24 protein-coding genes are annotated in these 26,540 nt (G+C 70.7%); 20 read left to right on the plus strand and 4 right to left on the minus strand.

The features are described from left to right. Positions 1-4 precede the first annotated feature (4 nt). Positions 5-802, plus strand: coding sequence for an IclR family transcriptional regulator domain-containing protein (locus IEZ09_RS07485; protein ID WP_189252851.1), 798 nt, complete (start codon positions 5-7; stop codon positions 800-802). A gap of 6 nt (positions 803-808) precedes the next feature. Here IEZ09_RS07485 and IEZ09_RS07490 read toward each other — a convergent pair whose 3' ends face one another. Beyond that, positions 809-1,312, minus strand: coding sequence for a DinB family protein (locus IEZ09_RS07490; RefSeq protein ID WP_189252852.1), 504 nt, complete (start codon positions 1,310-1,312; stop codon positions 809-811). Between the two features lie 202 nt (positions 1,313-1,514). On the opposite strand from IEZ09_RS07490, the gene IEZ09_RS07495 reads away from it, so the two are divergent. Further along, positions 1,515-2,378, plus strand: coding sequence for an RNA polymerase sigma-70 factor (locus IEZ09_RS07495; RefSeq protein WP_189252853.1), 864 nt, complete (start codon positions 1,515-1,517; stop codon positions 2,376-2,378). A 79-nt stretch (positions 2,379-2,457) separates the two neighbouring features. After that, positions 2,458-3,204, plus strand: coding sequence for an SDR family oxidoreductase (locus IEZ09_RS07500; protein ID WP_189252854.1), 747 nt, complete (start codon positions 2,458-2,460; stop codon positions 3,202-3,204). Between the two features lie 46 nt (positions 3,205-3,250). Here the strand turns inward: IEZ09_RS07500 and IEZ09_RS07505 are convergent, their stop codons facing one another. Next, positions 3,251-4,168, minus strand: coding sequence for a TauD/TfdA dioxygenase family protein (locus tag IEZ09_RS07505; protein ID WP_189252855.1), 918 nt, complete (start codon positions 4,166-4,168; stop codon positions 3,251-3,253). A gap of 187 nt (positions 4,169-4,355) precedes the next feature. Between IEZ09_RS07505 and IEZ09_RS47810 the strand changes: the two genes are divergently transcribed. The 10 genes from IEZ09_RS47810 (at position 4,356) to IEZ09_RS07550 (ending at position 13,240) form a co-directional block, all read left to right on the plus strand. Next, entirely contained in the window at positions 4,356-4,439 is an 84-nt protein-coding gene (locus tag IEZ09_RS47810) for a putative leader peptide (protein ID WP_368856141.1), read from the plus strand. Positions 4,440-4,482: 43 nt separating this feature from the next. Next, positions 4,483-5,487: an ABC transporter substrate-binding protein gene (locus IEZ09_RS07510; protein WP_189252856.1), complete on the plus strand. Its 1,005-nt coding sequence runs from the start codon at positions 4,483-4,485 to the stop codon at positions 5,485-5,487. After that, the gene (locus tag IEZ09_RS07515; protein WP_189252857.1) at positions 5,484-6,287 is read left to right on the plus strand and encodes an ABC transporter ATP-binding protein; all 804 of its coding nucleotides are present in this window, start codon (positions 5,484-5,486) and stop codon (positions 6,285-6,287) included. Before IEZ09_RS07510 ends, IEZ09_RS07515 begins: the two co-directional genes overlap by 4 nt. Beyond that, positions 6,284-7,126, plus strand: coding sequence for an ABC transporter permease (locus tag IEZ09_RS07520; RefSeq protein ID WP_189252858.1), 843 nt, complete (start codon positions 6,284-6,286; stop codon positions 7,124-7,126). The genes IEZ09_RS07515 and IEZ09_RS07520 overlap by 4 nt, the downstream gene beginning before the upstream one ends. Before the next feature lie 11 nt (positions 7,127-7,137). Next, positions 7,138-8,691, plus strand: a complete 1,554-nt coding sequence (locus tag IEZ09_RS07525; RefSeq protein WP_189252859.1) for an FAD-dependent oxidoreductase — start codon at positions 7,138-7,140, stop codon at positions 8,689-8,691. Further along, positions 8,688-9,041: a 4Fe-4S dicluster domain-containing protein gene (locus tag IEZ09_RS07530; protein WP_189252860.1), complete on the plus strand. Its 354-nt coding sequence runs from the start codon at positions 8,688-8,690 to the stop codon at positions 9,039-9,041. Before IEZ09_RS07525 ends, IEZ09_RS07530 begins: the two co-directional genes overlap by 4 nt. Beyond that, complete coding sequence (locus IEZ09_RS07535) at positions 9,038-10,195, plus strand: ROK family transcriptional regulator (protein ID WP_189252861.1); 1,158 nt, start codon at positions 9,038-9,040, stop codon at positions 10,193-10,195. The genes IEZ09_RS07530 and IEZ09_RS07535 overlap by 4 nt, the downstream gene beginning before the upstream one ends. Before the next feature lie 2 nt (positions 10,196-10,197). Then, entirely contained in the window at positions 10,198-11,520 is a 1,323-nt protein-coding gene (locus tag IEZ09_RS07540) for an LLM class flavin-dependent oxidoreductase (protein ID WP_268247608.1), read from the plus strand. 149 nt (positions 11,521-11,669) lie between these two features. Next, positions 11,670-12,599 (plus strand): permease, encoded by a 930-nt coding sequence (locus tag IEZ09_RS07545; protein ID WP_189252862.1) that lies wholly within the window; start codon positions 11,670-11,672, stop codon positions 12,597-12,599. After that, positions 12,596-13,240, plus strand: a complete 645-nt coding sequence (locus tag IEZ09_RS07550; protein ID WP_189252863.1) for a TIGR03943 family putative permease subunit — start codon at positions 12,596-12,598, stop codon at positions 13,238-13,240. Before IEZ09_RS07545 ends, IEZ09_RS07550 begins: the two co-directional genes overlap by 4 nt. On the opposite strand, the gene IEZ09_RS07555 is transcribed toward IEZ09_RS07550, so the two are convergent. After that, positions 13,231-14,151 carry an XRE family transcriptional regulator gene (locus tag IEZ09_RS07555; RefSeq protein WP_189252864.1) on the minus strand — a complete coding sequence of 307 codons (921 nt, stop codon included), beginning with the start codon at positions 14,149-14,151 and terminating at the stop codon, positions 13,231-13,233. The two genes, IEZ09_RS07550 and IEZ09_RS07555, sit on opposite strands and share 10 nt — an antisense overlap. A 192-nt stretch (positions 14,152-14,343) precedes the next feature. Between IEZ09_RS07555 and IEZ09_RS07560 the strand changes: the two genes are divergently transcribed. From IEZ09_RS07560 to IEZ09_RS07590, 7 genes are all read left to right on the plus strand, one after another. Beyond that, entirely contained in the window at positions 14,344-16,020 is a 1,677-nt protein-coding gene (locus tag IEZ09_RS07560; protein ID WP_229812323.1) for a S8 family serine peptidase, read from the plus strand. 139 nt (positions 16,021-16,159) lie between these two features. After that, positions 16,160-18,256 (plus strand): metallophosphoesterase family protein, encoded by a 2,097-nt coding sequence (locus tag IEZ09_RS07565; RefSeq protein ID WP_189252865.1) that lies wholly within the window; start codon positions 16,160-16,162, stop codon positions 18,254-18,256. A 72-nt stretch (positions 18,257-18,328) separates the two neighbouring features. Continuing rightward, entirely contained in the window at positions 18,329-19,528 is a 1,200-nt protein-coding gene (locus IEZ09_RS07570; protein WP_189252866.1) for an MFS transporter, read from the plus strand. Next, positions 19,525-20,427, plus strand: a complete 903-nt coding sequence (locus IEZ09_RS07575) for a TolB family protein (protein ID WP_189252867.1) — start codon at positions 19,525-19,527, stop codon at positions 20,425-20,427. Before IEZ09_RS07570 ends, IEZ09_RS07575 begins: the two co-directional genes overlap by 4 nt. Next, entirely contained in the window at positions 20,424-21,383 is a 960-nt protein-coding gene (locus IEZ09_RS07580) for a hypothetical protein (RefSeq protein WP_189252868.1), read from the plus strand. Before IEZ09_RS07575 ends, IEZ09_RS07580 begins: the two co-directional genes overlap by 4 nt. Beyond that, entirely contained in the window at positions 21,380-22,666 is a 1,287-nt protein-coding gene (locus IEZ09_RS07585; RefSeq protein ID WP_189252869.1) for an L-serine ammonia-lyase, read from the plus strand. The genes IEZ09_RS07580 and IEZ09_RS07585 overlap by 4 nt, the downstream gene beginning before the upstream one ends. A 40-nt stretch (positions 22,667-22,706) precedes the next feature. Beyond that, a complete protein-coding gene (locus IEZ09_RS07590; protein WP_189252870.1) occupies positions 22,707-23,702 on the plus strand; it encodes a hypothetical protein in 996 nt (331 codons plus the stop codon). Positions 23,703-23,869: 167 nt separating this feature from the next. Here the strand turns inward: IEZ09_RS07590 and IEZ09_RS07595 are convergent, their stop codons facing one another. After that, positions 23,870-26,524, minus strand: coding sequence for a helix-turn-helix transcriptional regulator (locus tag IEZ09_RS07595; protein WP_229812324.1), 2,655 nt, complete (start codon positions 26,522-26,524; stop codon positions 23,870-23,872). Between the last annotated feature and the right edge of the window lie 16 nt (positions 26,525-26,540).

Below are 26,540 nucleotides of genomic sequence, written 5' to 3' on the forward strand. Positions count from 1 at the left end.
GGCGATGGCGAGCGATCCGGACGACCGCGACTTCATCCAGAGCATCGAACGCGGGTTCGCCGTGCTGCTCGCGTTCGACGAGGAGAGGGTGAACCCGACCCTGGCCGAGCTGGCCACGGCCACGGGGCTGTCACGCCCGGCCGTCCGACGGATTCTCCTGACGCTGCAACGACTCGGCTACGTGCGGTCCACGGGCAGCAGGTGGTCGCTGACGCCTCGGGTGCTGAGCATCGGGCAGCACTACTCGGCGTCGCACGCGATGATCGAGATCGCGCAGCCGCACCTGCTGGAGCTGTCCGCGAAAACCGGTGAATCGGCGTCGCTGGCGGCGCTGGACGGACGCGACGCGGCGTACGTGGCGCGCGTGCCGGTGCGGCGGATCATGAGCATCAACGTGTCGATCGGCACCCGGATCCCCGCGTACGCGACGTCGATGGGCCGGGTGCTGCTCGCGTGGGCGCCCGACGTCGTGGTCGACGAGGTCATCGCGGCAGGACTGCCCGCGTTGACCAAGCACACGGTCACCGACGCCGACGCGTTTCGCGCCGTGCTGCGGCAGGTTCGCTCGGACGGCTGGTCGATCGTGGCGGAGGAGCTGGAGATCGGCCTGCTCTCGGTGTCCGCGCCGGTCCGCGACCGCACCGGCGAGGTCGTGGCGGCCCTCGCGTCCTCCACGTCCGTCGGGCGGTCGTCCGTCGAGGCGCTCCGCAGCGACGTGGTGCCGTTGCTGCTGGACGCCGCGGAACGGATCAGCGCCGACCTGGGGCACCGCAGCACGGCGCGACGCGACGGTTTCTACTGAGGTTCGTCACACCCCCGTGACGCCGTCGATGCCCTCGCGCAGGAAGTCCGCGTGGCCGTTGTGGCGCGCGTACTCGTGGCACAGGTGGTGCATCACGAGCCGCAGCGACACGTGCTCCTCCCACCGCGGCTGGTAGCCCGTGACGTCCAGCGACTCGGCCTCGCGCTCGATCCTGCGCGCGTGCTCGACCTCGTTCTGCCAGGCGGAGAACGCCTCGCTGCGGCTCGACCGCGAGCCGTCGTAGGCGACCTGGTAGTCGTTCTCGTCCGACCACACCAGCGGGATGTCCTCGCCGTTGATCACCTTGCGGAACCAGGTGCGCTCGACCTCCGCCATGTGCCGCACCAGGCCGAGCAACGTCAGCGTGGACGGGGGCATCGAACGGCGGCGCAGGTCGTCGTCGGACAGGCCTTCGCACTTCATCGCGAGGGTGGCGCGGTGGAAGTCGAGGAACGCGCGCAGGGTCTCGCGCTCGTCTCCCTGAAGCGGCGGGCTGATTCGTTCGGTCACGCGGCCAAGTCTTTCACCACGATGATCTCGTGGGCCTGGGATTGGCGGGACGCGCCGTACGTGGTCACGGGCGGCAGTCGCGGCATCGGGCTGGCGATCGTCTCGGTGCTGCTGGACGTGTGAGCGACCCGCGTGCCGGCCGCCACATGAACCGCTTCGACGATCGGCGCTACGGTGGCGATCGAACGAGGGGAGCGGTGCGATGACGCAGCTGGAGCAGGCCGAGTCGGCGTTCGCGGCGGCTCGGCCGAGGCTGTTCGGCATCGCCTACCGCATGACCGGCAGCGTGGCCGACGCCGAGGACCTGGTGCAGGAGGTCTGGGTGCGCTGGCAGCTCGCGGACCGCGCGTCGGTGATCAATCCCGAGGCCTACCTGGCGACGGCGATCACCCGGCTCGCGATCAACGAGTCGCAGACGGCGCGCGCCCGCAGGGAGACCTACGTCGGACCGTGGCTGCCGGAGCCGGTCGACACGGCCGCCGACCCGCAGCTCGGTGCCGAGCGGGGCGCTGTGCTGGAGCTCGCGGTGTTGCTGCTGCTGGAAAAGCTCACGCCGACCGAGCGGGCCGCGTACGTGCTGCGCGAGGCGTTCGACTACCCGTACCGGGAGATCGCCGAGATCGTGCAGACCAGCGAGGTCGCGGCGCGGCAGCTCGTCAGCAGGGCGCGCAAGCACCTCGCCGACGAGCGCAGGGTGCCCGTCGAACCCGCCGAGCAGCGCAAGTTGCTGGAGGCGTTCGTGGCGGCCGCGCAGGCCGGCGACCTGGCCGCACTCGAGAAGCTGTTCGCCGAGGACGTCGTGAGCTACTCCGACAGCAACGGCGCGGTGCGCGCGGCCGGGCGGCCGCTGTTCGGCGCGGCGACCCTCGCGAAGATCTTCGCGGCGTGGGCGCCGAAGTTCTGGGCGGGCGCGGACGTCGGTTTCGTCGACGCGAACGGCCTGAGCGCGGTCCGGTTGCGCAAGGACGGCACCACCTACGCGGTGATCACCGTGACGGCCTCCTCGGAGGGGATCGATCAGGTGATGTGGCTGGTCAACCCGGAAAAGCTGAACGCCTTCCAGTAGGCCTGTCACAACGGCGAGGGCTGTCCGGTCTTAGCTCGTGAACACCCGCACGGGGCGGGCTGACGAGAGGGACGGACTCATGAGGATCGTTGTCATCGGCGGCACCGGCTTGATCGGCAGCCAGGTGGTGAAGCGGCTCGCCGAGCACGGGCACGACGCCGTGCCCGCGTCCCCGGACAGCGGCGTCAACACGGTGACCGGTGAGGGCGTCGAGGAGGTCCTGCGGGGCGCCGACGTGCTCGTCGACGTGTCGAACTCGCCGTCGTTCGCCGACGACGACGTCATGAACTTCTTCACCACCGCCACGACGAACCTGACGACGGCAGCCAAGGAAGCGGGCGTCGGCCACTACGTCGCGCTGTCGATCGTCGGCACCGACGAGCTGCCCGACTCCGGCTACCTGCGGGCGAAGGTGGCTCAGGAGAAGCTGATCACCTCGTCCGGGCTGCCGTACTCGATCGTCCGCGCGACCCAGTTCTTCGAGTTCGCGGGCGCGATCGCGGACTCGGCCACCGTCGACGGCGTCGTGCGCCTGCCCCACGGCGGCGTGCAGCCGATCGCGGCCTCCGAGGTCGCGGCGGTGGTCGCCAGGACCGCGGCGGCCGGCCCGATCAACGGCGTGCAGGAGATCGGCGGACCGGAGGAGTTCACGCTCGACGGCTGGATCCGCACGGTGCTCCAGGCGCGCGACGACGCGCGCGAGGTCGTGGGCGACCCGCAGGCCCGGTACTTCGGCACGCCGCTGACCGGCAAGCAGCTCGTGCCGAACGCGGGCGCGCAGCTGCAGCCGACCAGCCTGAAGGAGTGGCTGGCCGCGGGCAACTGAGCGTCCACAGTGGACGGGCCGGGCGGCCCGTCCACCGCAACGGCCGTCACAGCGCGGAGAAGTGGGCCGCGTCCCCGGTGACCGGCGTGCTGGCCACGCCGTCGACGCTGACCGGCACGTCACCCGCGATGGTGACCCGGTGCAGCCGGCGGCGCTGGTCGTCGTAGTCCGCGACACCGTAGTGCTGGGTGGCGCGGTTGTCCCAGATGGCGATGTCGCCGTCGGACCACTGCCAGCGCACCGTGTTCTCCAGCCGGGTCACCCGCTGCTGCAGCAGGGCGAAGATCGCCTGCGACTCCGCCGGCGTCACGCCCACGATCCGCTTCACGAAGTGGCCCAGCAACAACGCGCGTTCGCCGGTCTCCGGGTGGACGCGCACCAGCGGGTGCTCGGTCTCGAACACGTGCGAGCGGAACTCGTCGCGGTACGACTGCTCCTTGACGTCGATGCCGCCGATGCGGGTCGAGTCCACGTGTCCCGCGTAGTCGTAGAGGTTGGTGTGCACCGCCCACAACCGGTCCACCAGCGCCCGCAACGCTTCCGGCAGATCCGCGTACGCCTGCACGGTGTTGGCCCACACGGTGCTGCCGCCGTACGGGGGCAGTTCGATCGCGCGCAGGATGCTGATCGCGGGCACCCTGTCGACGAACGTCACGTCGGTGTGCCAGCTGTTGGCCTTGCCGTACTCCGAGTCGATGGCGAGGACCTGAGCGTGGTCCTGACCCTTGACGGTGGGGTGGGCGAGTGTCGGCTGGCCGAGCAGGCGGGCGAACGCGAGCTGCCCCGCGTCGTCGAGGTGCTGCTGGCCGGAGAAGAACACCACCTTGTGCGCCAGCAACGCGGCCCTGATCTCGGCCACGGTGTCCGCCGGCAGGTCGCCGGAGAGCTGAACGCCGTCGATGCGCGCACCGATGTGCGCTCCCAGTCGGTGGACGGTGATCGTTCTGGTGAGTTGCGCTGTCATGCCTCAACCATTCCGGCTGTGCGTCGGCCGGATCTAGTTTGCACGCTGGGAAAATAAGTTCGTCCCACGAAGCGGACGACTTTCTTGCGGCGGGAAATTTAGGTCCAGCTGTCCAGGGCGGCTTCACCATGTGAGACGTCCGCTCGCGTCGTTGACCCTGGTCCGGGCTGATGTGACGCTCTGCGCCGTGAGCCAAGCCGCCTTCCTCACCTCGCGCCGGCACGTCGATCTCCGACGGCACGCCAGCGCATTCTGTCGCGCCGGTCGCTGAACCCCAACCGTCAATTCCCCCCCGTTCAGCAAAGGAATCGGCCGTGACCACCACACGACGGAACTTCCTCGGACTCACCCTGCTCGGTCTCACGACGGCCACCGTCGGCTGCTCGACCGCCGCCGGGGCCGGGCAGGAGACCAGGACCCTGCGCTACCAGGGCTGGGCGGGCGACGTCACCCTGCCGGAGCTCGCCGCCGACCTCGGCTACTTGGGTGACGTCAAGCTCGAGTGGGTCGGCAACACCACCAGCGGCCCGCAGGACATCCAGTCGGCGGCCACCGGCCAGGTCGACTTCGGCGGTGCCTTCAACGGCGCGGTCGTGAAGCTCAAGGCCGCCGGAGCGCCGATCAGGTCCGTGATCGGCTACTACGGGTCCGACGCCCAGGCCTACAGCGGTTTCTACGTGCTGGAGGACAGTCCGATCAGGACGGCGCGGGACCTCATCGGCAAGAAGATCGGCATGAACACCCTCGGAGCGCACCACGAGGCGATGCTCGGCATCTACCTCAAGCGCAACGGGCTGAGCCAGGACGAGGCCAAGAAGGTCGAGGCGACGGTCGTGCCGCCGGTCAACACCGAACAGGCGGTGCGGCAGAAGCAGATCGACGTCGGTGTGCTCGGCGGAATCCTGCGGGACAAGGCACTGGAGAAGGGCGGCATCCGCAAGCTCTTCTCCGACTTCGACCTCCTCGGCGCGTTCACCGCCGGCACCTACGTGTTCACCGAGAAGTTCCTGCGGGACAACCCGAACACCGTGCGCACCTTCGTTTCCGGCGTCGCCAAGGCGATCGAGTGGAGCCGCACCACACCACCGGAGCAGGTCGTCGCGCGCAAGGTCGAGATCCTCACCAGGCGCGGCCGCAACGAGGACCCCGGCGCACTCAAGTACTGGAAGTCCACCGGCGTCGCGGAGAAGGGCGGCAAGATCCTCGACAGGGAGCTGCAGGTCTGGGTCGACTGGCTCACCGAACGCGGTGAGATCAAGGCCGGTCAGGTCACGCTCGCCGACCTCTACACCAACGAGTACAACGAGCTCGCGAAATGAGCCCGCACATCAGCTTCCGCGGCGTCACGAAGCGTTTTCCGGTCAAGGGCACCGAGTTCACCGCCGTCGACGGCATCGACCTCGACGTCGCCCGCGGCGAGTTCCTGGTGCTCGTCGGCCCGAGCGGCTGCGGCAAGTCCACCCTGCTGGACCTGCTGGGCGGCCTCACCTCGCCTTCCGAGGGCGAGATCCTGCTCGACGGCACCCCGATCACCGGACCGGGGCTGGACCGCGGCATCGTGTTCCAGCAGTACGCACTGCTGCCGTGGCGGACCGCGCAGGGCAACGTCGAGTTCGGCCTGGAGGCCACGGGTGTGCCGCGCAGGCAACGGGCGGAGCGCGCCGCGGAGTTCCTGAACCTGGTGGGCCTCAGCGGGTTCGAGGACAGGCACCCGCACCAGCTCTCCGGCGGCATGCGGCAGCGGGTCGCGATCGCCCGCAGCCTCGCGTACGACCCGGCCGTCCTGCTGATGGACGAGCCGTTCGCCGCGCTCGACGCGCAGACCAGGGAATCGTTGCAGGACGAGCTGGTGCGCATCTGGCAGCGCACCGGCAAGACGATCGTGTTCATCACGCACGCCATCGACGAGGCCGTGCTGCTCGGCCAGCGCGTGGCGGTGCTGACGTCGCGGCCGGGCCGCGTGAAGGAGGTCGTGCCGATCGACCTCGGCGACCGGCTCAGCACCGACGACCCGCGGTCGAGTCCGGAGTTCGCCCGCTACCGGCACCGCATCTGGGACCTGCTGCACGACGAGGTCACCCGCGCACAGCAACTCGAGAAGGAGGTGGTGGGCACATGACCGCACTGCTGGAAGCCCGTCCCGCGACCAGGACCACACCGGTCGCCGTCCGTCCACAACGGACTCGCCGCGCACTGGACGCGCTGCTGACCGGCGCCGGCAAGACCGTCGCGATCGCGGCACTGCTGGTGGTGTGGGAGGTCGCGCCAAGGCTCGGCCTGGTCGACGCCACCTTCCTGCCGCCGTTCTCCACGGTGCTGGGCGCGTGGTGGGACCTCCTGGTGAGCGGTCAGCTGCTGGAGAACACGCGGGCGAGCCTCGTGCGGTCGCTGTCGGGCTTCGGCCTCGCGGTGGCGGGCGCGGTCCCGCTCGGGTTGCTGATCGGCTGGTACAAGCCGGTGTCCACGGTGCTCGGCCCGCTGCTGGAGGTGTTCCGCAACACCGCGGCACTCGCGTTGCTGCCGGTCTTCGTGCTGCTGCTCGGCATCGGCGAGACCTCGAAGATCGCGATCGTCTTCTACGCCTGCACCTGGCCGATCCTGCTGAACACGATCAGCGCGGTCGGCGGTGTCGACCCGACGTTGCTGCGCCTCGCGAAGTCGATGAACCTGGGCGGCTTCCGGCTGTTCCAGAAGGTGATCCTGCCCGCGGCGGTGCCCACGGTGTTCACCGGCATCCGGCTGGCGGGCGCGGTGTCGATCCTGGTGCTGGTGGCCGCGGAGATGATCGGCGCCAAGGCGGGGCTCGGCTACCTGATCAACGCCTCGCAGTACAACTTCGCCATCCCGCAGATGTACGCGGGCATCATCACGATCTCCGCCATCGGTGTGCTGTTCAACCAGTTGCTGGTCGCCCTGGAACGCCGCTTCACCTCGTGGCGCGTTCCCGTCGGAGCCTGAGGAGGCGTGCCATGACCCTCGAACTCACCACGGACGTGCTGGTCGTCGGCGGAGGACCGGCCGCGACCTGGGCCGCGTTGAAGGCGGCCGAGGAAGGTGCCGCTGTCGTGCTGGCCGACAAGGGCTACTGCGGCACCAGCGGTGCGACGGCCTCGGTCGGCACCGGAGTCTGGTACGTGCCGCCGGAACCCGATGCCCGTGAGGCCGCGATGGCGAGCAGGGAGGCGCTCGGCGGCTATCTCGCCGACCGGCGCTGGATGGCCAGGGTGCTCGACGAGACCTACGAGCGGGTCAACGAGCTGGCCGACGCGAAGTACCCGTTTCCCGTCGGGCCGGACGGCACGTCGCTGCGCAACGGCCTGCAGGGCCCCGAGTACATGCGACGGCAACGGATCCGCGTGCGCAGGGCCGGTGTCACGATTCTGGACCACAGCCCGGTCACCGAGCTGCTGACCTCGTTCGACGGCGCGGTGGCCGGAGCGGCGGGGCACCAGCGGCAGGCGGACCGGCCGTTCCGGGTCCGCGCCGGTGCGGTGGTGCTCGCGACCGGCGGGTGCGCGTTCCTGAGCAAGGCCTTCGGCTGCAACGTGAACACCGGCGACGGCGCGTTGTTCGCGGCCGAGGCGGGCGCCGAACTGTCCGGAATGGAGTTCTCCAACTCCTACGGCATCGCGCCGGAGCACACGTCGGTCACCAAGACCGCGTTCTACAACTACGCGACCTTCTACCGCGCCGACGGCTCGGTGCTGGAGGGAGCGGGCAGCCAGCGCGGCCGGTCGGTGATCGCACGCACCCTGTTGTCCGAGAAGGTCTTCTGCAAGCTCGACCTCGCCGACGAGGCCGCCCAGAAGGCGATGCGCCTGGCGCAGCCCAACTTCTTCCTGACGTTCGACCGGCTGGGCGTCAACCCGTTCACCGACCCGTTCGCGGTCACCTTGCTCGCCGAGGGCACGGTCCGCGGCACCGGCGGCATCCGCATCGTCGACGACGGCTGCGCCACCACCGTGCCCGGCCTGTACGCGGCCGGTGACGCGGCGACCAGGGAGCTGATCTGCGGCGGGTTCACCGGCGGTGGCAGCCACAACGCGGCCTGGGCGATCTCGTCCGGGTCGTGGTCGGGGCGTGCCGCGGCCCGGTTCGCCCGCTCGATCGGCAGGGGTGCCCGGCGCGTCCAGGCCGCCGGTGGTGCCGGGTTGCGGCCTGCCGGGAGGTCGTCGGACGTCGACATCGCCGAGGCCGTGCGCACGGTTCAGGCCGAGGTGCTGCCGTACGACAAGAACTACCTGCGGCACGGCGATGTGCTGCGCGACGCACTGGGCGTGCTGGACGGTGTCTGGGAGTCGTTGCGCTCGGTGGAGTCGGCGGGCATCGCGTCGGTGCCGGCACGGCAGGCCGCAGCGATGGTCGCTCATGCCCGGTGGATGTACACGTCGGCCCTGGTGCGCAACGAAAGCCGGGGCATGGCCAAGCGGCTGGACCACCCCGAGCTGGATCCGTCGCAGCACCACAGGATCACGAGTGGCGGCCTGGACCGGGTGTGGGCGCGCCCGGAGGTGGCGGCATGATCGAACTGATCTCGACGCAGCAGTGCATCGCCTGCGACAAGTGCATCCTCGTGTGCCCCACCAACGTCTTCGACCGGGGCGCCGACGGTCTGCCGGTGATCAGCAGGCAGTCGGACTGCCAGACGTGCTTCCAGTGCGAGGCGAACTGCCCGGCCGACGCGCTGTTCGTCGCCCCGCACACGCATCCGCTGCCGGAGGCGTCGTTCGCGCACGACGAGGAACACCTGCGCCGCACCGGACTGCTCGGCAGCTACCGCAGGGACATCGGCTGGGGCAGGGGCCGCACGCCCGCAGCCGCGCGGGCGGTCGGGCCCGCGCTGTCCCCGTCCGGCCCGCCGCTGATCTCATGACCACGCCGGCCGGAACGGCGCTGCGGGCCCTGCTGCGGCACGGCCCGATCGCCCGCAGCACGATCGCCCGCGAAACGGGACTGAGCCCCGCCGCGGTCACCCGCACCTGTTCGGCGCTCGCCGACGCCGGCCTGCTGGTCGAGGCCGCCCATCCCGTGCCGTACCAGGGCATCGGACGGCCGCACGTGCCGGTGGACATCGACACCGGCAGGCACGTCGTGGCGGCACTGCACGTCGCGCACGAGTACTGCACGCTGGCGTTCCTCGACCTGCGCGGCCGGACGCTCACCCGGGAGGAGATCGCGCACCGCGACCCGTCCGACCCGCTCGCCGTGCTGACCACGGCCGCCGACCGGTTGCTGCGGCTGCACGAGAAGCAGCTGCCCGGCCTCGTGCCGATCGGGCTCGGCGTGGCGGCGGGCGGCTGGGTGGACACCGAGCAGGGCGTGCTGGTCCAGCACGCCTCGCTCGGGTGGCGCGACGTGCGGTTGCGGGAGCTGCTGACCGCGCGCACCGGGCTGCCCGTGCTCGTGGACAGCCACGCCCGTGCGCTCGCCCAGGCCGAGCAGCTCTTCGGCCGCGCGGGGAACCGGGAGTCGATGCTGCACCTGTTCGTCGGCAACGTGGTCGACGCGGCCATCGTCACCGGCGGCACACCCCACCGCGGAGCGCGATCGGCCGCGGGCGACGTGGCGCACCTGGCGCTGGGTGATCCCGCGGTCGACTGCCCGTGCGGCCGTTCCGGCTGTCTGCAGGCCACCGTGGCCGACCAGGCGTGGGCACGTAGGGCCTGGCAGGCCGGCGTGGTGGGGCGACCGTCCATGATGGACCTCGCCCACCTCGCCAAGGCCGGTGATCCCGCCGCCGTCGCGGTGCTGGTGGAACGCGCCGGGATCATCGGCAGGGCCGCCGCCGTGCTGTTCGACTTCATCAACCCCGACGTGCTCGTCGTGACCGAGATCGGCACGAACTGGCTGCCCGAGTGCGTCGACGCCCTGCGCGCCGAGGTGGCGGCGGCGTCGAGCCTGTGCACGTCCGGAGAGCTCGTGCTGCCGAGCAGCTTCGGCGTGGACGTGCTCGGGGTGGCAGCCGGTGCCGTCCAGCTCGGCGCCCTGTACGCCGATCCGCTGCAATTCTCGTTGGCAGGAGTCTGAAAGTGACCGAACGTCAGCTGCACCTCAACGCGTTCCTGATGGGTGTGGGCCACCACGAGGCGGCCTGGCGGCATCCGCGCACCGACCCGAAGGCGCTCGACGACGTCGCGCACTTCCAGAACCTCGCCCAGATCGCCGAACGCGGCACGTTCGACTCGGTGTTCCTCGCCGACGGCGTCCAGATCTGGGGCGATGTCCGGCACACCGCGGCCGGCCGGTTCGAACCGCTCACCCTGCTGACCGCGCTGTCCCAGGTGACCGACCACATCGGACTGATCGCCACCGCGTCGACCGGGTTCAGCGAGCCGTACAACCTGGCGCGGCTGTTCTCGTCGCTCGACCACATCAGCGGCGGCAGGGCGGGGTGGAACATCGTCACCACCGCGCAGGACCGGTCGGCGCAGAACTTCAACCGCGAGAAGAACACCGAGCACGGCGAGCGTTATCAACGCGCGGACGAGTTCCTCGACGTGGTCACCGCGCTGTGGGACTCGTGGGAGGACGACGCGCTGATCGTCGACCAGGACTCCGGCGTGTTCGCCGACGAGACCAAGGTCCACGAGATCGGGCACAAGGGCCGGTTCTTCTCCGTGCGCGGCCCGCTGAACGCCGTGCGCAGCCCGCAGGGACATCCGCTGCTCGTGCAGGCGGGGTCGAGCGAGGACGGCAAGGCCTTCGCCGCGCGCTGGGCGGAGGCGGTCTTCACCGCCCAGCAGACCCACGAGGAAGCCGTGGCGTTCTACCGCGACCTCAAGGGCCGCGTCGTCGCCGCCGGCCGCTCCACCGACAGCCTGAAGGTGCTCCCCGGCATCGTGCCGGTGCTCGGCGGCACGGAACGGGAGGCGGCGGCGCTCGCCGACGAGCTCACGTCACTGATCATTCCGGAACGCGCGGTGCGGCAGCTCACCGACATGATCGGCGTGGACCTCACCGGCCATCCGCTCGACGCGCCGCTGCCGGAACTGCCGCCGGTGACCGACATCAACGGCGCGAAGAGCCGGTTCGAGCTGGTGCGCGACCTGGCGGTGCGCGAGCGGCTGACGTTGCGCCAGCTGCTCGGCAGGCTGGGTGGTGGGCGCGGGCACCAGGTGGTGGCCGGCACGCCCGAGCAGATCGCCGACCACATCGAGCTGTGGTTCCGCAGCGGTGCGGCGGACGGGTTCAACGTGATGGCGCCGCTGCTGCCGTCCGGGCTGGAGGAGTTCGTTGACCACGTGGTGCCGTTGTTGCGGGCGCGGGGGCTGTTCCGCACCGAGTACACCGGGCGTACGTTGCGTGACCACTACGGGTTGGCGCGGCCGGTGAGCCGGTACGCGGTCGGCTGACCGTCTGGGCGGTGTTTCGCACCGAGCACACCGGGCGCACCCTGCGCGACCACTACGGCCTGGCGCTGCGGGCTGACCGTCCAGACATTGTCCAGTGCCGCGAACGGTTTTGCGCCCAGCACCTCGTCCACCCCCTACCGTCACTCACCATGGGCGAACGACGGATCGGGCCGGTGGAGGTGCTGGCCGCGGTCCTCCTCGCCGGCCTGCTGCTGCGCGGCCACGAGATCTTCCAGGCACCGATCGTCCAGACGTGGGCGGCGGTGTTCGTCTCGATCGTGTTGCAGGCCTTGCCGTTCCTCACCCTGGGGGTCGCGCTGTCGGCCGCCATCGCGGTGTTCGTGTCGCGTGACCTCCTGGTGAGGGTGCTGCCGCGCCGGCCTGTGCTCGCTGTGCCCGCCGCGGCGGCCGCCGGTGTGGTGCTGCCCGGCTGCGAGTGCGGGTCGGTGCCGGTGGCGGGGGCGTTGCTGCGCAAGGGGATCGCGCCCTCGGTGGCGTTGACGTTCCTGCTGGCGGCGCCTGCGGTGAACCCGGTCGTGCTGGTGGCGACGGCGGTGGCGTTTCCCGGGCAGCCGGGGATGGTGCTCGGCCGCGCTGCCGCCAGCCTGCTCGCCTCGACCGTCATGGGCTGGTTGTGGTTGCGCAGGGGGCGCACCGAGTGGATCAGGATGCCCGAGCACGACCACGCGCACGGGTTTCTGAGCCGGGCGCGGCACGACTTCCTGCACGCGGGCGGGTCTCTCGTGCTCGGCGCGATGGTGGCGGCGACGCTCAACGTGCTGGTGCCGGGGCGGTGGTTGCAGATCGTCGCCGACGAGCCGTGGCTCGCGGTGGTCGCGATGGCGGGACTGGCGGTGCTGCTGTCCATCTGCTCCGAGGCCGACGCGTTCGTGGCGGCGAGCTTCACCCAGTTCTCGACGACGGCGAAGCTCGCGTTCCTCGTCGTGGGGCCGATGGTCGACATGAAGCTCTTCGCGATGCAGGCGGGGATGTTCGGCCGCGGGTTCGCGATCCGCTTCGCTCCGGCCACGCTCGTGGTCGCGACCGCGTCGGCGGTGGCCGTGGGGGTGCTGCTGTGAACCGGGCCGCGGCGGTCGTGATCCTCCTGCTGCTGGCCGGTGCGACGGCACGGGTCTGGGTGACGGGCCAGTACGTCAGCTACGTCAAGGCGGGACTCTGGCCGTTGCTGGTGATCTCGGTCGTGCTGATCGTGTTGTTCGCCACCGCGAAAGGACATCAGCCGCGTGCCGGTTGGTTGCTGCTGGTTCCGGTGCTGGCGCTGGTGCTCGTCTCGCCTCCGTCGCTCGGCAGTTACGCCGCGAACAACGCGGGCACGGTGCTGAAGCAGGCCGACGAGTACCCGCCGCTGCCGGACGGGGATCCGGTGGAGGTCAAGGTCTTCGACTACGCGAGCCGCGCGGTGTTCGACGGCGGCCGCACCCTGAGGGGCCGCAGGATCAAGCTCGTCGGCTTCACCGCGACCGGGCCGAACGGGGAACCGCTGCTGGTGCGGATGATCCTCACCTGCTGCGCCGCCGACGGCAGGCCGGTGAAGATCGCGTTGCGCAACGCCGAACCGCTGCCGGACGACACCTGGATCGAGATCGTCGGGTCCTATGTGGACTCGGCGATCGAGGACGGGGTGAACGGCGAGAAGATCCCGTTCGTCGACGTGGAGAGCACGGTCGAGATCGCGCAGCCGGAACGGCCCTACGAGTAGCTCCACTTGATGCCGTACTGGCCGGGCATCGGGTCCAGCGTGATGAACTGGTACGTCGTCGTGTGCTCGTCGAACGTCACCGCCGGCTGGTGCTCGCGCGGGAGTGCGCTGCGCGGCTGGAAGAAGCCGAAGCACGTCTCCGGCAGGTTGGCCGGGTCGAACGCGATGTGCAGCACCATCTCCCGTGCGGGCCGGTAGAGCGCGATCTGCGCGTGCCTGCTCGCCTGGCCGGGCGGGAAGCGCAACGCGAACTCGACGGCCGCGAGCTCACCGGCCTGCAACGGCCTGTCGAGCACGAACTCGAACACGCACGTCGAGCTGGGCACGTCCGCGCGGAACCGGGCGACCCGGCAGCCTTCGGTGAACGTGACCGCCGGCGGCTGCGGCAGCGTGATGCACCGGGTGACGAACACGAACCGCGTCGTGTCGTCGTGGTCGGCCCGCACGATCCGGCGGACCCGCATGGACTCCTCGAAGCCCTGCGCGTTGACCCGGTAGGAGATGTACTGCGAGAGCCGGTGCGGCGTGTCCAGGTCGTCCGGTGTCGCGTCGACCTTCGCCAGCGCCTTCGCGACGCTGTCCGGCCGTTGCCAGATCTGGTCGTACGTCAGCGCGAGGCCCTGCCGGTTCGTCCACCGGCCACGAGGCCTGCGCGGGCCCAGCAGCGCCGTGAGCGTCGAGGGGGCCTGGCCCAGGATGGCTTCGAGCGCGGCCACGGCGGCCAGGGAACTCGCCCGTTCCGGCCGGTTCTCGCCGTTCTGCCAGTAGCTGAGCGCGCTCACGCTGACCGGCGTGTCCTGTTCGCGCAACCGCTGGCTGATCTCGTTGAGGCTGAGGCCGCTGCGCTCGATCGCACACCGCAGCGCGGCGCCGAACTCGGCGCCCGCTCTGACTGTCGCTTCAGCTGTCACAAGCGGCTCCCTTCTCGGGCGGCGCGCCAGATCGTACGCGCAGACAATACCTCTGAGATCGCGTTCAGAGAATTTCCAGATTTGACGCTCCGGTCAATTGACCGTTCAACCGGGCGTTCCTATCGTCATCGCTCGACCGGGATGGCCGGTACCGAGGAGATCATTCGTCCTCCTCAGTTCCAGGAGCATTCCGTGCGAACACTCCCTCTTGCCGTGGCGCTCGTCGCCGCGGTTCTGGTCCCCGCACCCGCGAAGGCGGGTGAGGTCGTGGTGCCGCAGGGCGCGCAGGCCGTGCCCGACAGCTACATCGTGCTGACCGACCGGCTCGACCTGGCCGCGCGCCACGGCGCCACACACGTCTACTCGTCCGCGGTGAAGGGTTTCTCGGCCCGCATGACCGCGGCTCAGGCGAGGAGGCTCGCGGCTGACCCGGCCGTGACGAAGGTCGTCCAGGACACCTACGTCCAGGCAACGGCCACGCAGACCAACGCGCCGTGGAACCTCGACCGCGTCGACCAGCGCAATCTGCCGTTGAACGGCACGTACAACTACGACGCGACCGGCCAGGGTGTGCACGTCTACGTCGTCGACACGGGGGTCCGGATCACCCACCGCGAGTTCGGCGGGCGGGCTTCGCACGGCTGGGACGTCGTCGACAACGACAGCGACGCGAGCGACTGCAACAGCCACGGCACGCACGTCGCCGGCACGATCGGCGGCACGACCTACGGCGGCGCGAAGAACGTGACCATCCACGCCGTCAGAGTGCTGGGATGTGGCGGCTCCAGCCCCGACTCGGTCGTCACCGCCGGTGTCGACTGGGTGACGCGCAACGCGGTCAAGCCCGCGGTGGTGAACATGAGCCTGCGCGGCACCGCGAACCAGGTGCAGGACACGGCAGTCCGCAACTCGATCGCCGCCGGCCTCACCTACGTCGTCGCGGCGGGCAACGACGGCGCCAACGCGTGCAACTACAGCCCCGCCCGCGTTCCCGAGGCGATCACCGTCGGCAACACCACCAGTTCCGACACCCGCAACAGCAGTTCGAACTACGGGTCCTGCCTGGACATCTTCGCGCCGGGCACGAGCGTGGTCTCGGCGACGAACACCAGCGACACCGCCACGGCCACCAAGAGCGGCACCTCGATGGCCTCACCGCTGGTGGCCTCCGCCGCCGCGCTGTACCTCGAGAAGAACCCTGCCGCCACGCCGCAGCAGGTGCGCGACGCGCTGATTTCCTGCGCCACAACGGGTGTCGTCGGCAGTGCGGGATCCGGTTCGCCGGACCGCCTGCTCCACGCGCTGTGCGCGCCGGTCACGCCGCCGGTGTGGGCGGACGACTTCGAGTCCGACAAGGGCTGGACGATGAACCCGGCCGGCACGGACACCGCGACCACCGGCCGGTTCGAGCGCGGCGACCCGGAGCAGACGACCGCGAGCAACGGCCAGATCAAGCAGCTCGGCACGACGGTGAGCGGGACGAACTGTCTCGTGACCGGCCGTCTCGCGGGCAGCGGCGACGGTGCGAACGACGTCGACGGCGGTGTCACCTCCGCCGCCTCGCCGCTGATCAGCATCCCGGCCGGCGGCAAGCTCACCTTCTCCTACACCTACGCGCACGGCTCCAACTCGTCGAGCGCGGACTACCTGCGGATCAAGGTTCTCGACGGCGGCACCGCCACGACGGTGTTCGAGCGGCTCGGCGCGGCTTCCGAACGCGCGGGCTCCTGGCAGAGCGCGACGGTGGACCTCTCCCCGTACGCGGGCAGGCAGATCAGGCTCCTCGTCGAGACCGCGGACGCGAGCGGGGCGTCGTTGTGGGAGGCGGCTGTGGACGACTTCGGCATTCAGAGTTATCCAGCTGCCTGAAAGTCAGTTCGTTGACGGTCGTTGAACGCTCGTTAAGGTCACCTCAAACAGAATAAATCGCGTGCCGGTCCGGCACTCCTCGGCGGATCGGCCCGCGATTCCAGTTCCCGGAATTCCCCCTGCATTCAGAGGAACCACCATGAAATCTCTCCTGCGCGGACGATGGCGCGCATCGACGATTTACGCGGCGGCGGCCGTGGTGACGGTGGCGGCGGCCGTCGTCGCGCTGCCGTCCGGCGGTGACGTCAAGCCGCTCGCGGCCGCGGTACCCGACGTGCCGCAGGTGCCGCAGCTCGCGGAGCCCGGCACGCAGTCGGCCGCGGTGGCGTTCGCGAACTCGGCCGGCGGCGGGCAGGTCTGCCAGCCGGGAGCGCAGTGGCTGAGGTTGCGCTTCACCGACCTGACGTTGCGCGGCAACGACTCCGTCACCGTCACCGGGACGAAGTCGGGCTCCTACACGTTCACCGCCGCGCACTGGCCGGGAAAAGCCTTCCACACCAAGGCTTTCGAGGGCGACTGCGTGCGGGTGAGCCCCAGCTTCGCCGACAGCGGCAGCAGGTACGCGGTCGACTCCTACCAGTACGGCACCCAGGCGCTCGCCGCGGCGACGGCGACCGTGGCGGCGATCGGCGACGTGTGCGGCTCCGCGTGCAACCAGACGGCGCCGGTGGTGAAGAACATCAACCCGCAGGCGCTGATCCTGGCCGGCGACATCGCCTACGACAGCGGTTCGTCCTCGGACTTCAGGGACAGGTACGACCCGTACTACGGTCAGTTCAAGTCGATCACCTACCCGTCGCCGGGCAACCACGAGTACGGCACGTCCGGCGCGGCGGGCTACTTCGACTACTTCGGCGCGCGGGCGGGCGAACGCGGCAAGGGCTACTACAGCTACGACGTCGGCGACTGGCACTTCATCGCGTTGAACTCCAACATCACGCGCGACGCGAGCTCGGCGCAGGTGACATGGCTGAAGAACGACCTCGCGGCGAACACCAAGCCGTGCACCGCGGCCTACTGGCACCACCCGCGGTTCAGCCGCGGCGACCACGGCGACAACACCTCGGTGACGCCGTTCTTCGACGCGCTCTACAACGCCAAGGCAGACCTGATCATCGTCGGCCACGACCACAACTACCAGCGGTACGCGCCCGCGAAGTCGAACGGCACGAGGGACGCGAACGGCGTGCGGCAGTTGCTCATCGGCACCGGTGGCAAGGCGCTGTACAGGTTCAACCAGAGCACGGTCGGGCCGGTGGAGGCCAGCAACGACAACACCTTCGGCGTCGGCAAGCTCACGCTCACCGCGACCGGCTACCGCAGCGACTTCGTGCCCGTGTCCGGGCGCGACTACACCGACACGGTGTCCGGTACGTGCCACAAGGCCGCCAGCTCGCCGAGCTTCTCCGTCGGCGCCACGCCGTCGTCGGTGGCCGTCCCCGCCGGCACGTCCAGGACCGTGAGCGTCGACGTCGGCGCGACCGGTGGCTTCACGGGCAGCGTGGCCTTGTCGGTGTCCGGTCTGCCCTCGGGCGTCACCGGTTCCTTCTCGCCCTCCTCGGTGACCGCGCCCGGCACCTCCACGTTGACGCTCACCGCGTCGGCGACCGCGTCCGGCTCGGCGACGGCGACGATCACCGGTACGTCGGGCGGCGTCAGCAAGACGGCGTCGGTCAGCGTCACCGCCGGTGACACGCCGGCGGGTTTCACCGACGACTTCGAGTCCGACAAGGGCTGGGTCGTCAACGCCTCCGGCTCCGACACCGCGACCACCGGCAAATGGGAACGCGGTGATCCGGAGGAGACCAGGGAGGCCGACGGGTCGGTCAAGCAGCTCGGCACCACCACGAGCGGCACGAACTGCTTGGTGACGGGCCGGCTCGCCGGCGCCAGTGACGGCGCCAACGACGTGGACGGAGGCCTGACGTCGATGACCTCGCCGCAGATCTCCGTCCCGTCCGGCGGCAAGCTCACGTTCTCCTACACCTTCGCCCACGGCGACAACTCGTCCACATCGGACTTCTTCCGGGTCCACGTGCTGGACGGGACGTCGAAGGTGAAGGTGTTCGAGAAGCTCGGCGCGTCCGGTGTGAAGGTCGCGGGCGGGTGGCAGACCGCCACCGTCGACCTCGCACAGTTCGCCGGGCGCAGCGTGAAGCTCGTCATCGAGGCGGCGGACGCGAGCACCGCGTCGCTGTGGGAGTCCGCCGTGGATGACGTTCGCGTCACTGGATGAGGGAAGACGTGCGCACGGTCTCGGACCCTGCACCGGGGCCGTGCGCGCGTTCTCGACCGGAAGGGCTTCCCCATGTACGTCTCCTCTGTTCGTGCCGGCACACCTTCGGATCGTGACCGGTCGTCCCACCCGATTCCCGCGACGGTCATCGGGCTCGGCGTCGTCAGCCTGATCACCGACCTGTCGGCCGAGATGGTCACCGCGGTGTTGCCGCTGTACCTGGTCTACGGGCTGGGCGTCGGGTACCTGCAGCTCGGCGCGATCGACGGGCTTTACACCGGTGCCACGGCGTTGCTGCGGCTGGCCGGTGGGCACCTGGCCGATCGGCTGCAGCGGCCGAAAGCCGTGGCGCTCTTCGGTTACGGCCTGTCCGCACTGACGAAGCTCGGGTTTCCTCTCGCCGGGTCGTCGGTCGCCGGAATGGGGTTGGTGATCGGCGTCGACCGCGCGGGCAAGGGGATCCGGACGGGGCCGCGCGACGCGATGATCACGCTGGCCACGCCGTCGGACGCGCTGGGCCGGGCGTTCGGCGTGCATCGGGCGCTGGACACGGCGGGTGCGCTGCTCGGGCCCCTGGTGGCGTTCGGGTTGTTGAGCCTGCTGTTCATGGACTACACGTCGGTGTTCGCGGTGAGCTTCTGCTGCGCGGTGCTCGCCGTGGTGGTGCTGGCGGTGTTCGTCCGTCAGCCCGCCGGGGTCGCGGCCCGGCGGCCCGGGTTGTCGTGGAACGTCCTGCGGGATCGTCAGGTGCGGCGGGCGGTGCTGATCGTCGCGCTGCTCGGCGCGTGCACGGTCGGCGACATGTTCCTGTTCGTCGGTGTGCAGAAGACCGCCGGGCTGCCGGCCGGTGTGCTGCCGTTGCTGCCGCTGGTGACCGCGTTGACGTTCATGGTGGCGGCGGCGCCGATCGGGAAGATGGCCGACCGTCTCGGGCGCTGGAAGGTTTTCCTCGCGGGGCACGTCGTGTTGTTCCTCGCCTATGCGCTGATGGCTTTCTCCTGGGGCGGATGGATTTCCGCTGCGGTGGTCCTGCTGGCGCACGGTGTGTTCTACGCCTGCACGGACGGAGTGCTGATGGCGTACGTCGGACCGTTGGTGCCGGAGCCGGTGCGCGCGACCGGGCTGGCGTTCGTCCAAACAGGACAGGCGCTCGCTCGTGCGGCCGGCGCGGTGCTGTTCGGCGTGGTGGCGACCGGGTTGTCGCTGGCGCCCGCGTTCGGGGTGTTCGCCGCGTTGCTCGCGGTCGCCGTCGTGGTGGGAGCACGCCGATGAAGCGAACCGTGCTGGGGGTGGTGCTGATGGCCGCCGTGCTGGTGGCGGGTGCGGTGTTCGTCGGCATGCGGGCCGTCGGTGCGCGGCCCGCGGAAGCGTCGCTGGACCTGCGCAGCGGCGAGCTGGTGTACGTCGATCCGGCGGGCCGGGTGCGCCAGGCGGGTCGCACCGGGCCCGCCTGCCAGCGGGTCGACGTCGCCGCGGGCACCCTGGTGTGCCTGCGGGCCACGGCGATACCCGCGCAGTCGGAGATCGTGGTGCTCGACGCGGCCGGGGAACGTCTCCGGCTGAGCGAGTGGGGCGCCCCGAGCCGGGCACGGGTGTCGCCGTCGGGCAAGGTCGTGATGTGGACCGTGTTCCGCGCCGGTGACTCCTACCTGGGCGGCGTGGGCACGTTCTCCACGACGGCCGGCATCTACGACCTGAAGCGCGGTGAGCACTACGGCTCGTTGGAGGACTTCAGGCTCGTGGTGGACGGTGTCGACCACACCGCGGACGACGTGAACTACTGGGGGATCACGTTCACGCGGGACGACCGGTCGTTCTACGCCACGGCGGCGTCCGGCGGGAAGACGTGGCTGGTGCGCGGTTCGCTGGACACGCGTGTCCTGACGTCGGTGCGGGAGAACGTGGAGTGCCCGTCGCTGTCGCCTGACGGTCGCCGCATCGCCTACAAGTTCCGGACCGGCGACCTCTGGCGGTTGCACGTGCTGGACCTGGCTTCCGGCACGGATGTCGCGCTGGCCGAGCCGCAGCACGTCGACGACCAGCCGCAGTGGCTCGACGACTCCTGGGTGGCCTACGGGCGGGACAGGGCCATCTGGAAGGTGCCCGCGTCCGGTGGCGGGAGTCCCGAGCTCGTCCACGCGGACGCGGCTTCACCAGCGGTGGCCCGATGACGCACCGGGTGGCGCTGGTCGTGGCTGCCCTGGCAGCGGCTGCACTGGTCGTCGCGCCGGGGCCGGTCCGCGCACCCGGCCGTCCCGCGGTGGCACCGGCCGTGACCGATGCCTGGCCGGGTGCGCGGATCTCCACGGTGCCGGGAAACCTGCCCGGCGGCGCCGTTTTCGCCCCGCTGTCACCGGATCTGCGTGCGGGCGAGTCCGGTGGCCGGCTGGTGGTCGACGGTTCCGTGGTGCGCGAGGGCCCTGCGCAGTACGCGCTGGCCGCGACGTCGCTGGTGTGGCTGGAGCGCGGCACCGGGCTGTTCAGGATGGCCGACTCCGTGGCCGAGCTGATCACCGCGGACATCGGCAACGTGGTGGTGCTGGAGTCGCAGTACGACGTGGTCGTGCACGACGACCATGTCAGCTGGGCTGCTGCCGGGCCGGAAGGCAGCACCGAGATCCGCACGGTCGCGCTGACCGGGGGAGCGGTGGAAACGGTTGTGCTGCAAGGAAAGCTGGCGCTCACGGAGTGGCCGTACGCGACCAGTGCCGAGATCGAGCAGGGCGGCCCGTCGACGTTGGTCGACGTGCGCACGGCGGCCAGGACGGTGGTGCACGGCCAGAGCTTCGAGCTGATCGACTGCACGCCGTCGTGGTGCCGCGTCCAGGTGCTGCGCCAGGGCGGCAGCGCACGGCTCGACCTGATGCGCCCGGACGGCACCGAGCGGCGCCGCGTCGGCGGTTCCGGCCTGCGCCCGGCGGTTCCGGACGTCCTGCTGCTCGACCGCTTCGCCGTGCTGGTGGACGACTCGCGGGGCGCGCTGTGCCTGTACGACGTGGATCGCGGCCAGCTCGCCGACCTCGCCTCGTCGTTCGGCACCGTCGTCGCGCGCGGGAACGCCGTGTGGTGGTCGACCGGCGACAACACAGCGTTGACCTGGCACACGATCGACGTGGGGGAACTGTGAAGACCAGCGTGTTCGACCTGTTCAGCATCGGCATCGGCCCGTCGAGCTCGCACACGGTGGGCCCGATGCGCGCGGCTCGGATGTTCGCGCTCACGGTGCCGCCGGGCGCCTCGTCGGTGACGGTCCGCCTGCACGGTTCGCTGGGCGCGACCGGTCTCGGCCACGGCTCGGACGTCGCCGTGCTGCTGGGCTTGGAGGGCAGCCGCCCGGAGGACGTGGACATCGCGTCGATCCCGGCCAGGATCGCCCGCATTCGCGCGAGCGGCGAGGTGCGGCTGCTGGGGGAGCGGTACGTGCGGGCGTGCGTGGTGCTGGACTCCCGCCCGTTGCCCGAGCACCCGAACGGCATGGTGTTCGAGGCCGGTGATCACTCCCGCACCTACTACTCGGTCGGGGGCGGGTTCGTGGTGTCGTCGCTGGACGAGGTCGCCGACCCGCCGCCGGTGCCGCATCCGTTCCGCTCCGGCGCCGATCTGGTCACCGCGTGCGAGTCCGCCGGACTGTCGATCGCCGAGCTGATGCGGCGCAACGAGTGCGCGTGGCGTCCGGAGTCCGAAGTGGACAGTGGGCTTGCCGCGATCTGGCGCGTGATGCAGGAGTGCGTGCGGTGGGGCTGTGCCCGTGACGGCGTGCTCCCCGGTGGCCTGAACGTGCCGCGCCGGGCCAAGGCGTTGCTGGAGACGTTGTCCGTCAGCGACGCCGAACCGCAGGACTGGGTGAGCCTCTACGCGTTGGCGGTGAACGAGGAGAACGCCTCCGGTGGCCGCGTGGTGACCGCGCCGACGAACGGCGCCGCCGGAATCGTGCCCGCCGTGCTGCACTACTACACGCGCTTCGTCTCGGCGTCGGGCGTCTCCGACTTCCTGCTGACCGCGGGCGCGATCGGCGTGGTGCTGAAGGAAACCGGCTCGATCTCCGGTGCCGAGGTCGGCTGCCAGGGCGAGGTCGGCTCGGCGTGCGCGATGGCCGCGGCCGGGCTCTGCGCCGTGCTGGGCGGAACGGTCCGCCAGATCGAGAACGCCGCCGAGATCGGCCTCGAACACCACCTGGGCCTCACCTGCGACCCGATCGGCGGCCTGGTCCAGATCCCGTGCATCGAACGCAACGCCGTGGCCGCCGTGACCGCGATCACCGCGGCACGCCTGGCGTTGCGCGGGGACGGCGCCCATTTCGTCCACCTCGACGATGCCATCGCCACGTTGCGCGAAACCGGTGCCGACATGAGCGACAAGTACAAGGAGACCGCGCGCGGCGGCCTGGCGGTGAACGTCGTGGAGTGCTGATACGGTGGCCACGCTCGATTTGCGAACTCTGGGGGTTTCGATGAGCCGAAGGCTCGGCTTTGCGCTGTCCGCGGCACTCCTGGCGACGGTCGTCGTCACCACGCCGGCCCACGCGGCCGCCACCGACCTCGGTGGCCTCGAAGGCGGCACGTGGCACTCCGCGCAGGCGATCAACGACGCGGGCGTGGCGGTGGGCAGATCCCGTGCCAGCGGCAAGCCCGAACGCGGCGTCAAGTACGACGGCGCGCCCACCGAGGTGGCCGGTCCGGCGGGACTGAACACCAGGCTCACGTCGATCAACAACAACGGTGTGATGGCGGGTAGCGCGTTCGAGCCGTGGGTCAGCAGCACGGCGACGCGGTTCTACCCGGACGGCACGTACCAGCTGCTGGACTCGTACCCCGGCTACGCCTTCGCGAGCGGGCAGGCGATCGACGACAGCGGCACCGTCTACGGCACGGTGTTCGACGGGAACAGCTCGCAACTGCCGGTCAAGTGGGACGGCACCGGCGCGCTCACCCTGCTGCCCATGCCCGACGGCATGACCAGCGCGGTGCTGACCGGCGCCTCGAACGGGTACGCCGTCGGCTACGTCTACGCGCTCGGGCGGGAGTCCACCGCGGTGCGCTGGAACCCCGACGGCACCTTCACCAGGCTCGCCGGCCTGGCCGACCGCGCCACGAGCTACGCCAGGGCGGTCAACCGGCACGGCGAGGTGGTCGGTGAGGCCTTCACCGCGAACAACCAGGCCGTGTCCGGCGTGCGGTGGGACGTCGACGGCAAGATCGTCACGATGTACGGCCACGGCAACACCCACCCGCGGGGCATCAACGACCACGGCGTCGCGGTCGGCTTCACCACGGTCACGACGTCGGACAACATCCCGATGCGCTGGGACACCAGTGGCAACGGGACCGACCTCGGCCGCCCGAACGGCGCTCGCAAGGCCGAAGCCGTCAGCATCAACAACAACGGCGTGATCGTCGGCTACACCGGCGAGGGCACGGCACCGCTGACCGCGGTGAAGTGGAGCTAGTGGCGCGTCTCGGAACGTTGGCGAGGTAATCCACGCTCAGCAGGGCACCTCGCGGCACCGCCCCCACGCCCCCGTACAACCAGTACGAGGACGTGGGGGCGGTGCCGCGATGCACCCGTCTGACCGCGAATTCCCCCGGCAACGTTCCGAGCCACACCACTAGAACCTCAGAACGTGGCGTCGCGGAGCTGCCTCCGCGACGTCACCCCGAGCTTGCCGAACACCTTGCGCAGGTGCCATTCCACGGTGCGTGGGCTGATGAACAGCCGCGTGCCGATCTCGGGGTTCGAGTACCCTTCGCGCGCCAGCCGAGCGATCTGGTACTCCTGCGCGGTCAGCTCGTCGGTGGGCTCGGCTGTGCGCTTGCGGGCCGTCTCGCCGGTGGCCTGCAGCTCACGCCAGGCCCGCTCGGCGAACGACTGCATCCCGCACGCCACAAGCATTTCGTGGGCCGTGCGGAGGTGGTCGCGAGCCTCGACGCGGTGGCCTTCGCGGCGCAACCACTCGCCGTACAGCAGGTGAGCACGGGCAAGTTCGGTCTTCAGCCCCGTGCGGGCGAAGCAGTCGATCGACTCCCGGAAGCCGTCAGGGGAACCGTTCAACGCGCGCAGACGAGCCTTGAGGCCCAACGACCAGCCGGTGTCGACCCATGCCGAAGACCGTTCCAACGCCTCGGAAACCAGCCCGGCGTCACCGGTGCGGGAGGCGGCCTCGGCGAGTTCGGCGGTGGCCAGTCCGCTGTAGACCAGGGCGTCGGAGTTGACCACGCGCGCCGCGGCGTCGCGGGCGAGGTCGTGCCGGCCCAGTCCGTTGTGGAGGATCGCGAGCGTCCAGTCCGCGATGACCGCCAGGCGTCCCTGGCCGTCCGCACGTGCTTGCGCGCCAACGGTGGTGGCCAGGTCCTCACCGCGGTAGGCGGCCTGCAGCAGCACCGCGTAGGCGACCGGCGGCGTGCCGGTGACCTCGGAGATCCGCTGGTCCTCCTCGATCAACGCCTGCGCGGCCGCCGGTTCGCCCGCCAGGAGTTCGTTGTCCGCCAGGAAGTTCACCGCGAACTGCAGCTGCACCAGGGCACCGGCGTCGCGGGCCAGGCGGACCTGCTGCTGGGCGAACGCGTGGCGCGTCTCGAAGTCCCACATCTCCGTGGCGAGGATGCCGCCCGCGCGGTAGCCGAAGAGCCACGGCAGGCGCCTGATGTCCTCCGCGCCGACCTTCAAGGCGCGCACCTCGTCCAAGGCGCGGGTCATGTGCGGAACGGACGCCGCGTAGCCCGACGTGACGCGGGTGCTGAGCGCCTCCAGGACCAGGTCGATCGCGCACGGCGGGGTGCGCGGCGGCGGAGCGGTGCGGGCGGCGCCGGCCTGTGCGGACCCGGCCCAGATCGCCGCGGACAGCGCCTCCAGGTGCGTCTCGCGGGCGAGGTCGGCGTCGAACGGGGTGAGCCGGCTGGCCGCGCTGAACAGCAGGGGAGCGGCCTCGGCGACGCGGCGCTGGTCGAACGCGATGTGCCCGCGCAGGTGCTCGACCTCGGCGCTGCGGCGCTCGTCCGGGGGACCGGCCTCCACCGCCGACAGCAACCGCAGCGCGGCGTCCAGCGCACCCGCGTCACGCTTGGCGCGCGCGGCGGCGAGCTCGCGGGAGGCCCTGCGGCCGGGTTCCGGGGTGAGCACCGCCGCCTGTTCGAGGAACGCGGCCGCGGCGAGCAGCCCGCCGCGGGCCTGGGCGCGTGACGCGGTGTTCTCCAGATCGGCGGCGACCTCCTCGTCCGGTGACGTGGTGCCCTGGGCGCGGTGCCACGCGCGGCGGTCGGGGTCGATCGCGGGATCGGTCACGTCCGCCAGCGCCCGGTGCACGCGCTGACGGTCCACAGCGGACGCCGACCGGTACACGGCCGACCGCACCAGCGGGTGCCGGAACCGGATCCGCGCCCCGAACTCGATCAGCCCGGTCCCCAGCGCCGCCGCTGCCGGGTCCGCGCCCAGCCCGAGCAGCCCGGCCGCGCGCCACAGCAGGGTCGCGTCCCCGAGCGGTTCGGCGGCCGCGGTCAGCATGAGCAGACGTGTGCCGGCGGGCAGCGGTTCGATCTGGCGGACGAAGCTCTGCTCGATCCTGCTGGTCAGCGGCCCGGCGTCGAGCCCGTCGGCGATCTCGCGCGGCAGCTCCAGCAACGCGAGCGGGTTGCCGCGGGCCTCGGCGACGATCCGGTCGCGCACCCGGCCGTCCACCGGCCCCTTGATCACCGAGTCGAGCAACGCGCGGGCGTCCGCGTCGTCCAGACCCCGCACCAGGAGCTCCGGCAGCCCGTCGAGGTAGTCGTTGTCCTCGCGCAGCCCGAAGACCAGCACGATCCGTTCGGCGAGCAGCCTGCGCGCGACGAACCCGAGCACCGCCGACGACATCGAGTCGAGCCACTGCGCGTCGTCGACCAGGCACACCAGCGGCTGTTCGTCGGCGACCTCGGCGAGCAGCGTCAGCACCGCCAGACCGACCATGAACCGCGTCGGCCGAGGCCCGGACGCCATCCCGAACGCCGTGCCGAGCGCCTCGCGCTGGGGTGCGGGCAGCTTGTCGAGCCGGTCGAGGAACGGCACGCACAGCTGGTGCAGGCCCGCGTACGGGAACGCGCTCTCGGCCTCGACACCCGCTGCCCTGGTCACGCGGAACCCCGTGGCCCGCGCCGACACGTGGTCGAGCAGCGCGGTCTTGCCGATCCCTGCCTCGCCCCGCAGCACCAGCACCTGGCCCGCACCCGACTTGGCCTGCGTCAACAGGCGGTCCAGCGTTTCGCCCTCTGTGCGTCTGCCCAGGAGATCGTCCGACACGGGCCCGAGCCTACGT

This window comes from Lentzea flava, from assembly GCF_014648475.1.
Lineage (GTDB): Bacteria > Actinomycetota > Actinomycetes > Mycobacteriales > Pseudonocardiaceae > Lentzea > Lentzea flava.

Bases quoted from the DNA above. Each gene is read 5' to 3' on its own strand.
- IEZ09_RS07485 (WP_189252851.1), top strand. From the start codon at position 5: ATGGCGAGCGATCCGGACGACCGCGACTTCATCCAGAGCATCGAACGC.
- IEZ09_RS07495 (WP_189252853.1), top strand. From the start codon at position 1,515: ATGACGCAGCTGGAGCAGGCCGAGTCGGCGTTCGCGGCGGCTCGGCCG.
- IEZ09_RS07500 (WP_189252854.1), top strand. From the start codon at position 2,458: ATGAGGATCGTTGTCATCGGCGGCACCGGCTTGATCGGCAGCCAGGTG.
- IEZ09_RS07505 (WP_189252855.1), bottom strand. From the start codon at position 4,168: ATGACAGCGCAACTCACCAGAACGATCACCGTCCACCGACTGGGAGCG.
- IEZ09_RS07515 (WP_189252857.1), top strand. From the start codon at position 5,484: ATGAGCCCGCACATCAGCTTCCGCGGCGTCACGAAGCGTTTTCCGGTC.
- IEZ09_RS07520 (WP_189252858.1), top strand. From the start codon at position 6,284: ATGACCGCACTGCTGGAAGCCCGTCCCGCGACCAGGACCACACCGGTC.
- IEZ09_RS07525 (WP_189252859.1), top strand. From the start codon at position 7,138: ATGACCCTCGAACTCACCACGGACGTGCTGGTCGTCGGCGGAGGACCG.
- IEZ09_RS07530 (WP_189252860.1), top strand. From the start codon at position 8,688: ATGATCGAACTGATCTCGACGCAGCAGTGCATCGCCTGCGACAAGTGC.
- IEZ09_RS07535 (WP_189252861.1), top strand. From the start codon at position 9,038: ATGACCACGCCGGCCGGAACGGCGCTGCGGGCCCTGCTGCGGCACGGC.
- IEZ09_RS07545 (WP_189252862.1), top strand. From the start codon at position 11,670: ATGGGCGAACGACGGATCGGGCCGGTGGAGGTGCTGGCCGCGGTCCTC.
- IEZ09_RS07565 (WP_189252865.1), top strand. From the start codon at position 16,160: ATGAAATCTCTCCTGCGCGGACGATGGCGCGCATCGACGATTTACGCG.
- IEZ09_RS07570 (WP_189252866.1), top strand. From the start codon at position 18,329: ATGTACGTCTCCTCTGTTCGTGCCGGCACACCTTCGGATCGTGACCGG.
- IEZ09_RS07575 (WP_189252867.1), top strand. From the start codon at position 19,525: ATGAAGCGAACCGTGCTGGGGGTGGTGCTGATGGCCGCCGTGCTGGTG.
- IEZ09_RS07580 (WP_189252868.1), top strand. From the start codon at position 20,424: ATGACGCACCGGGTGGCGCTGGTCGTGGCTGCCCTGGCAGCGGCTGCA.
- IEZ09_RS07590 (WP_189252870.1), top strand. From the start codon at position 22,707: ATGAGCCGAAGGCTCGGCTTTGCGCTGTCCGCGGCACTCCTGGCGACG.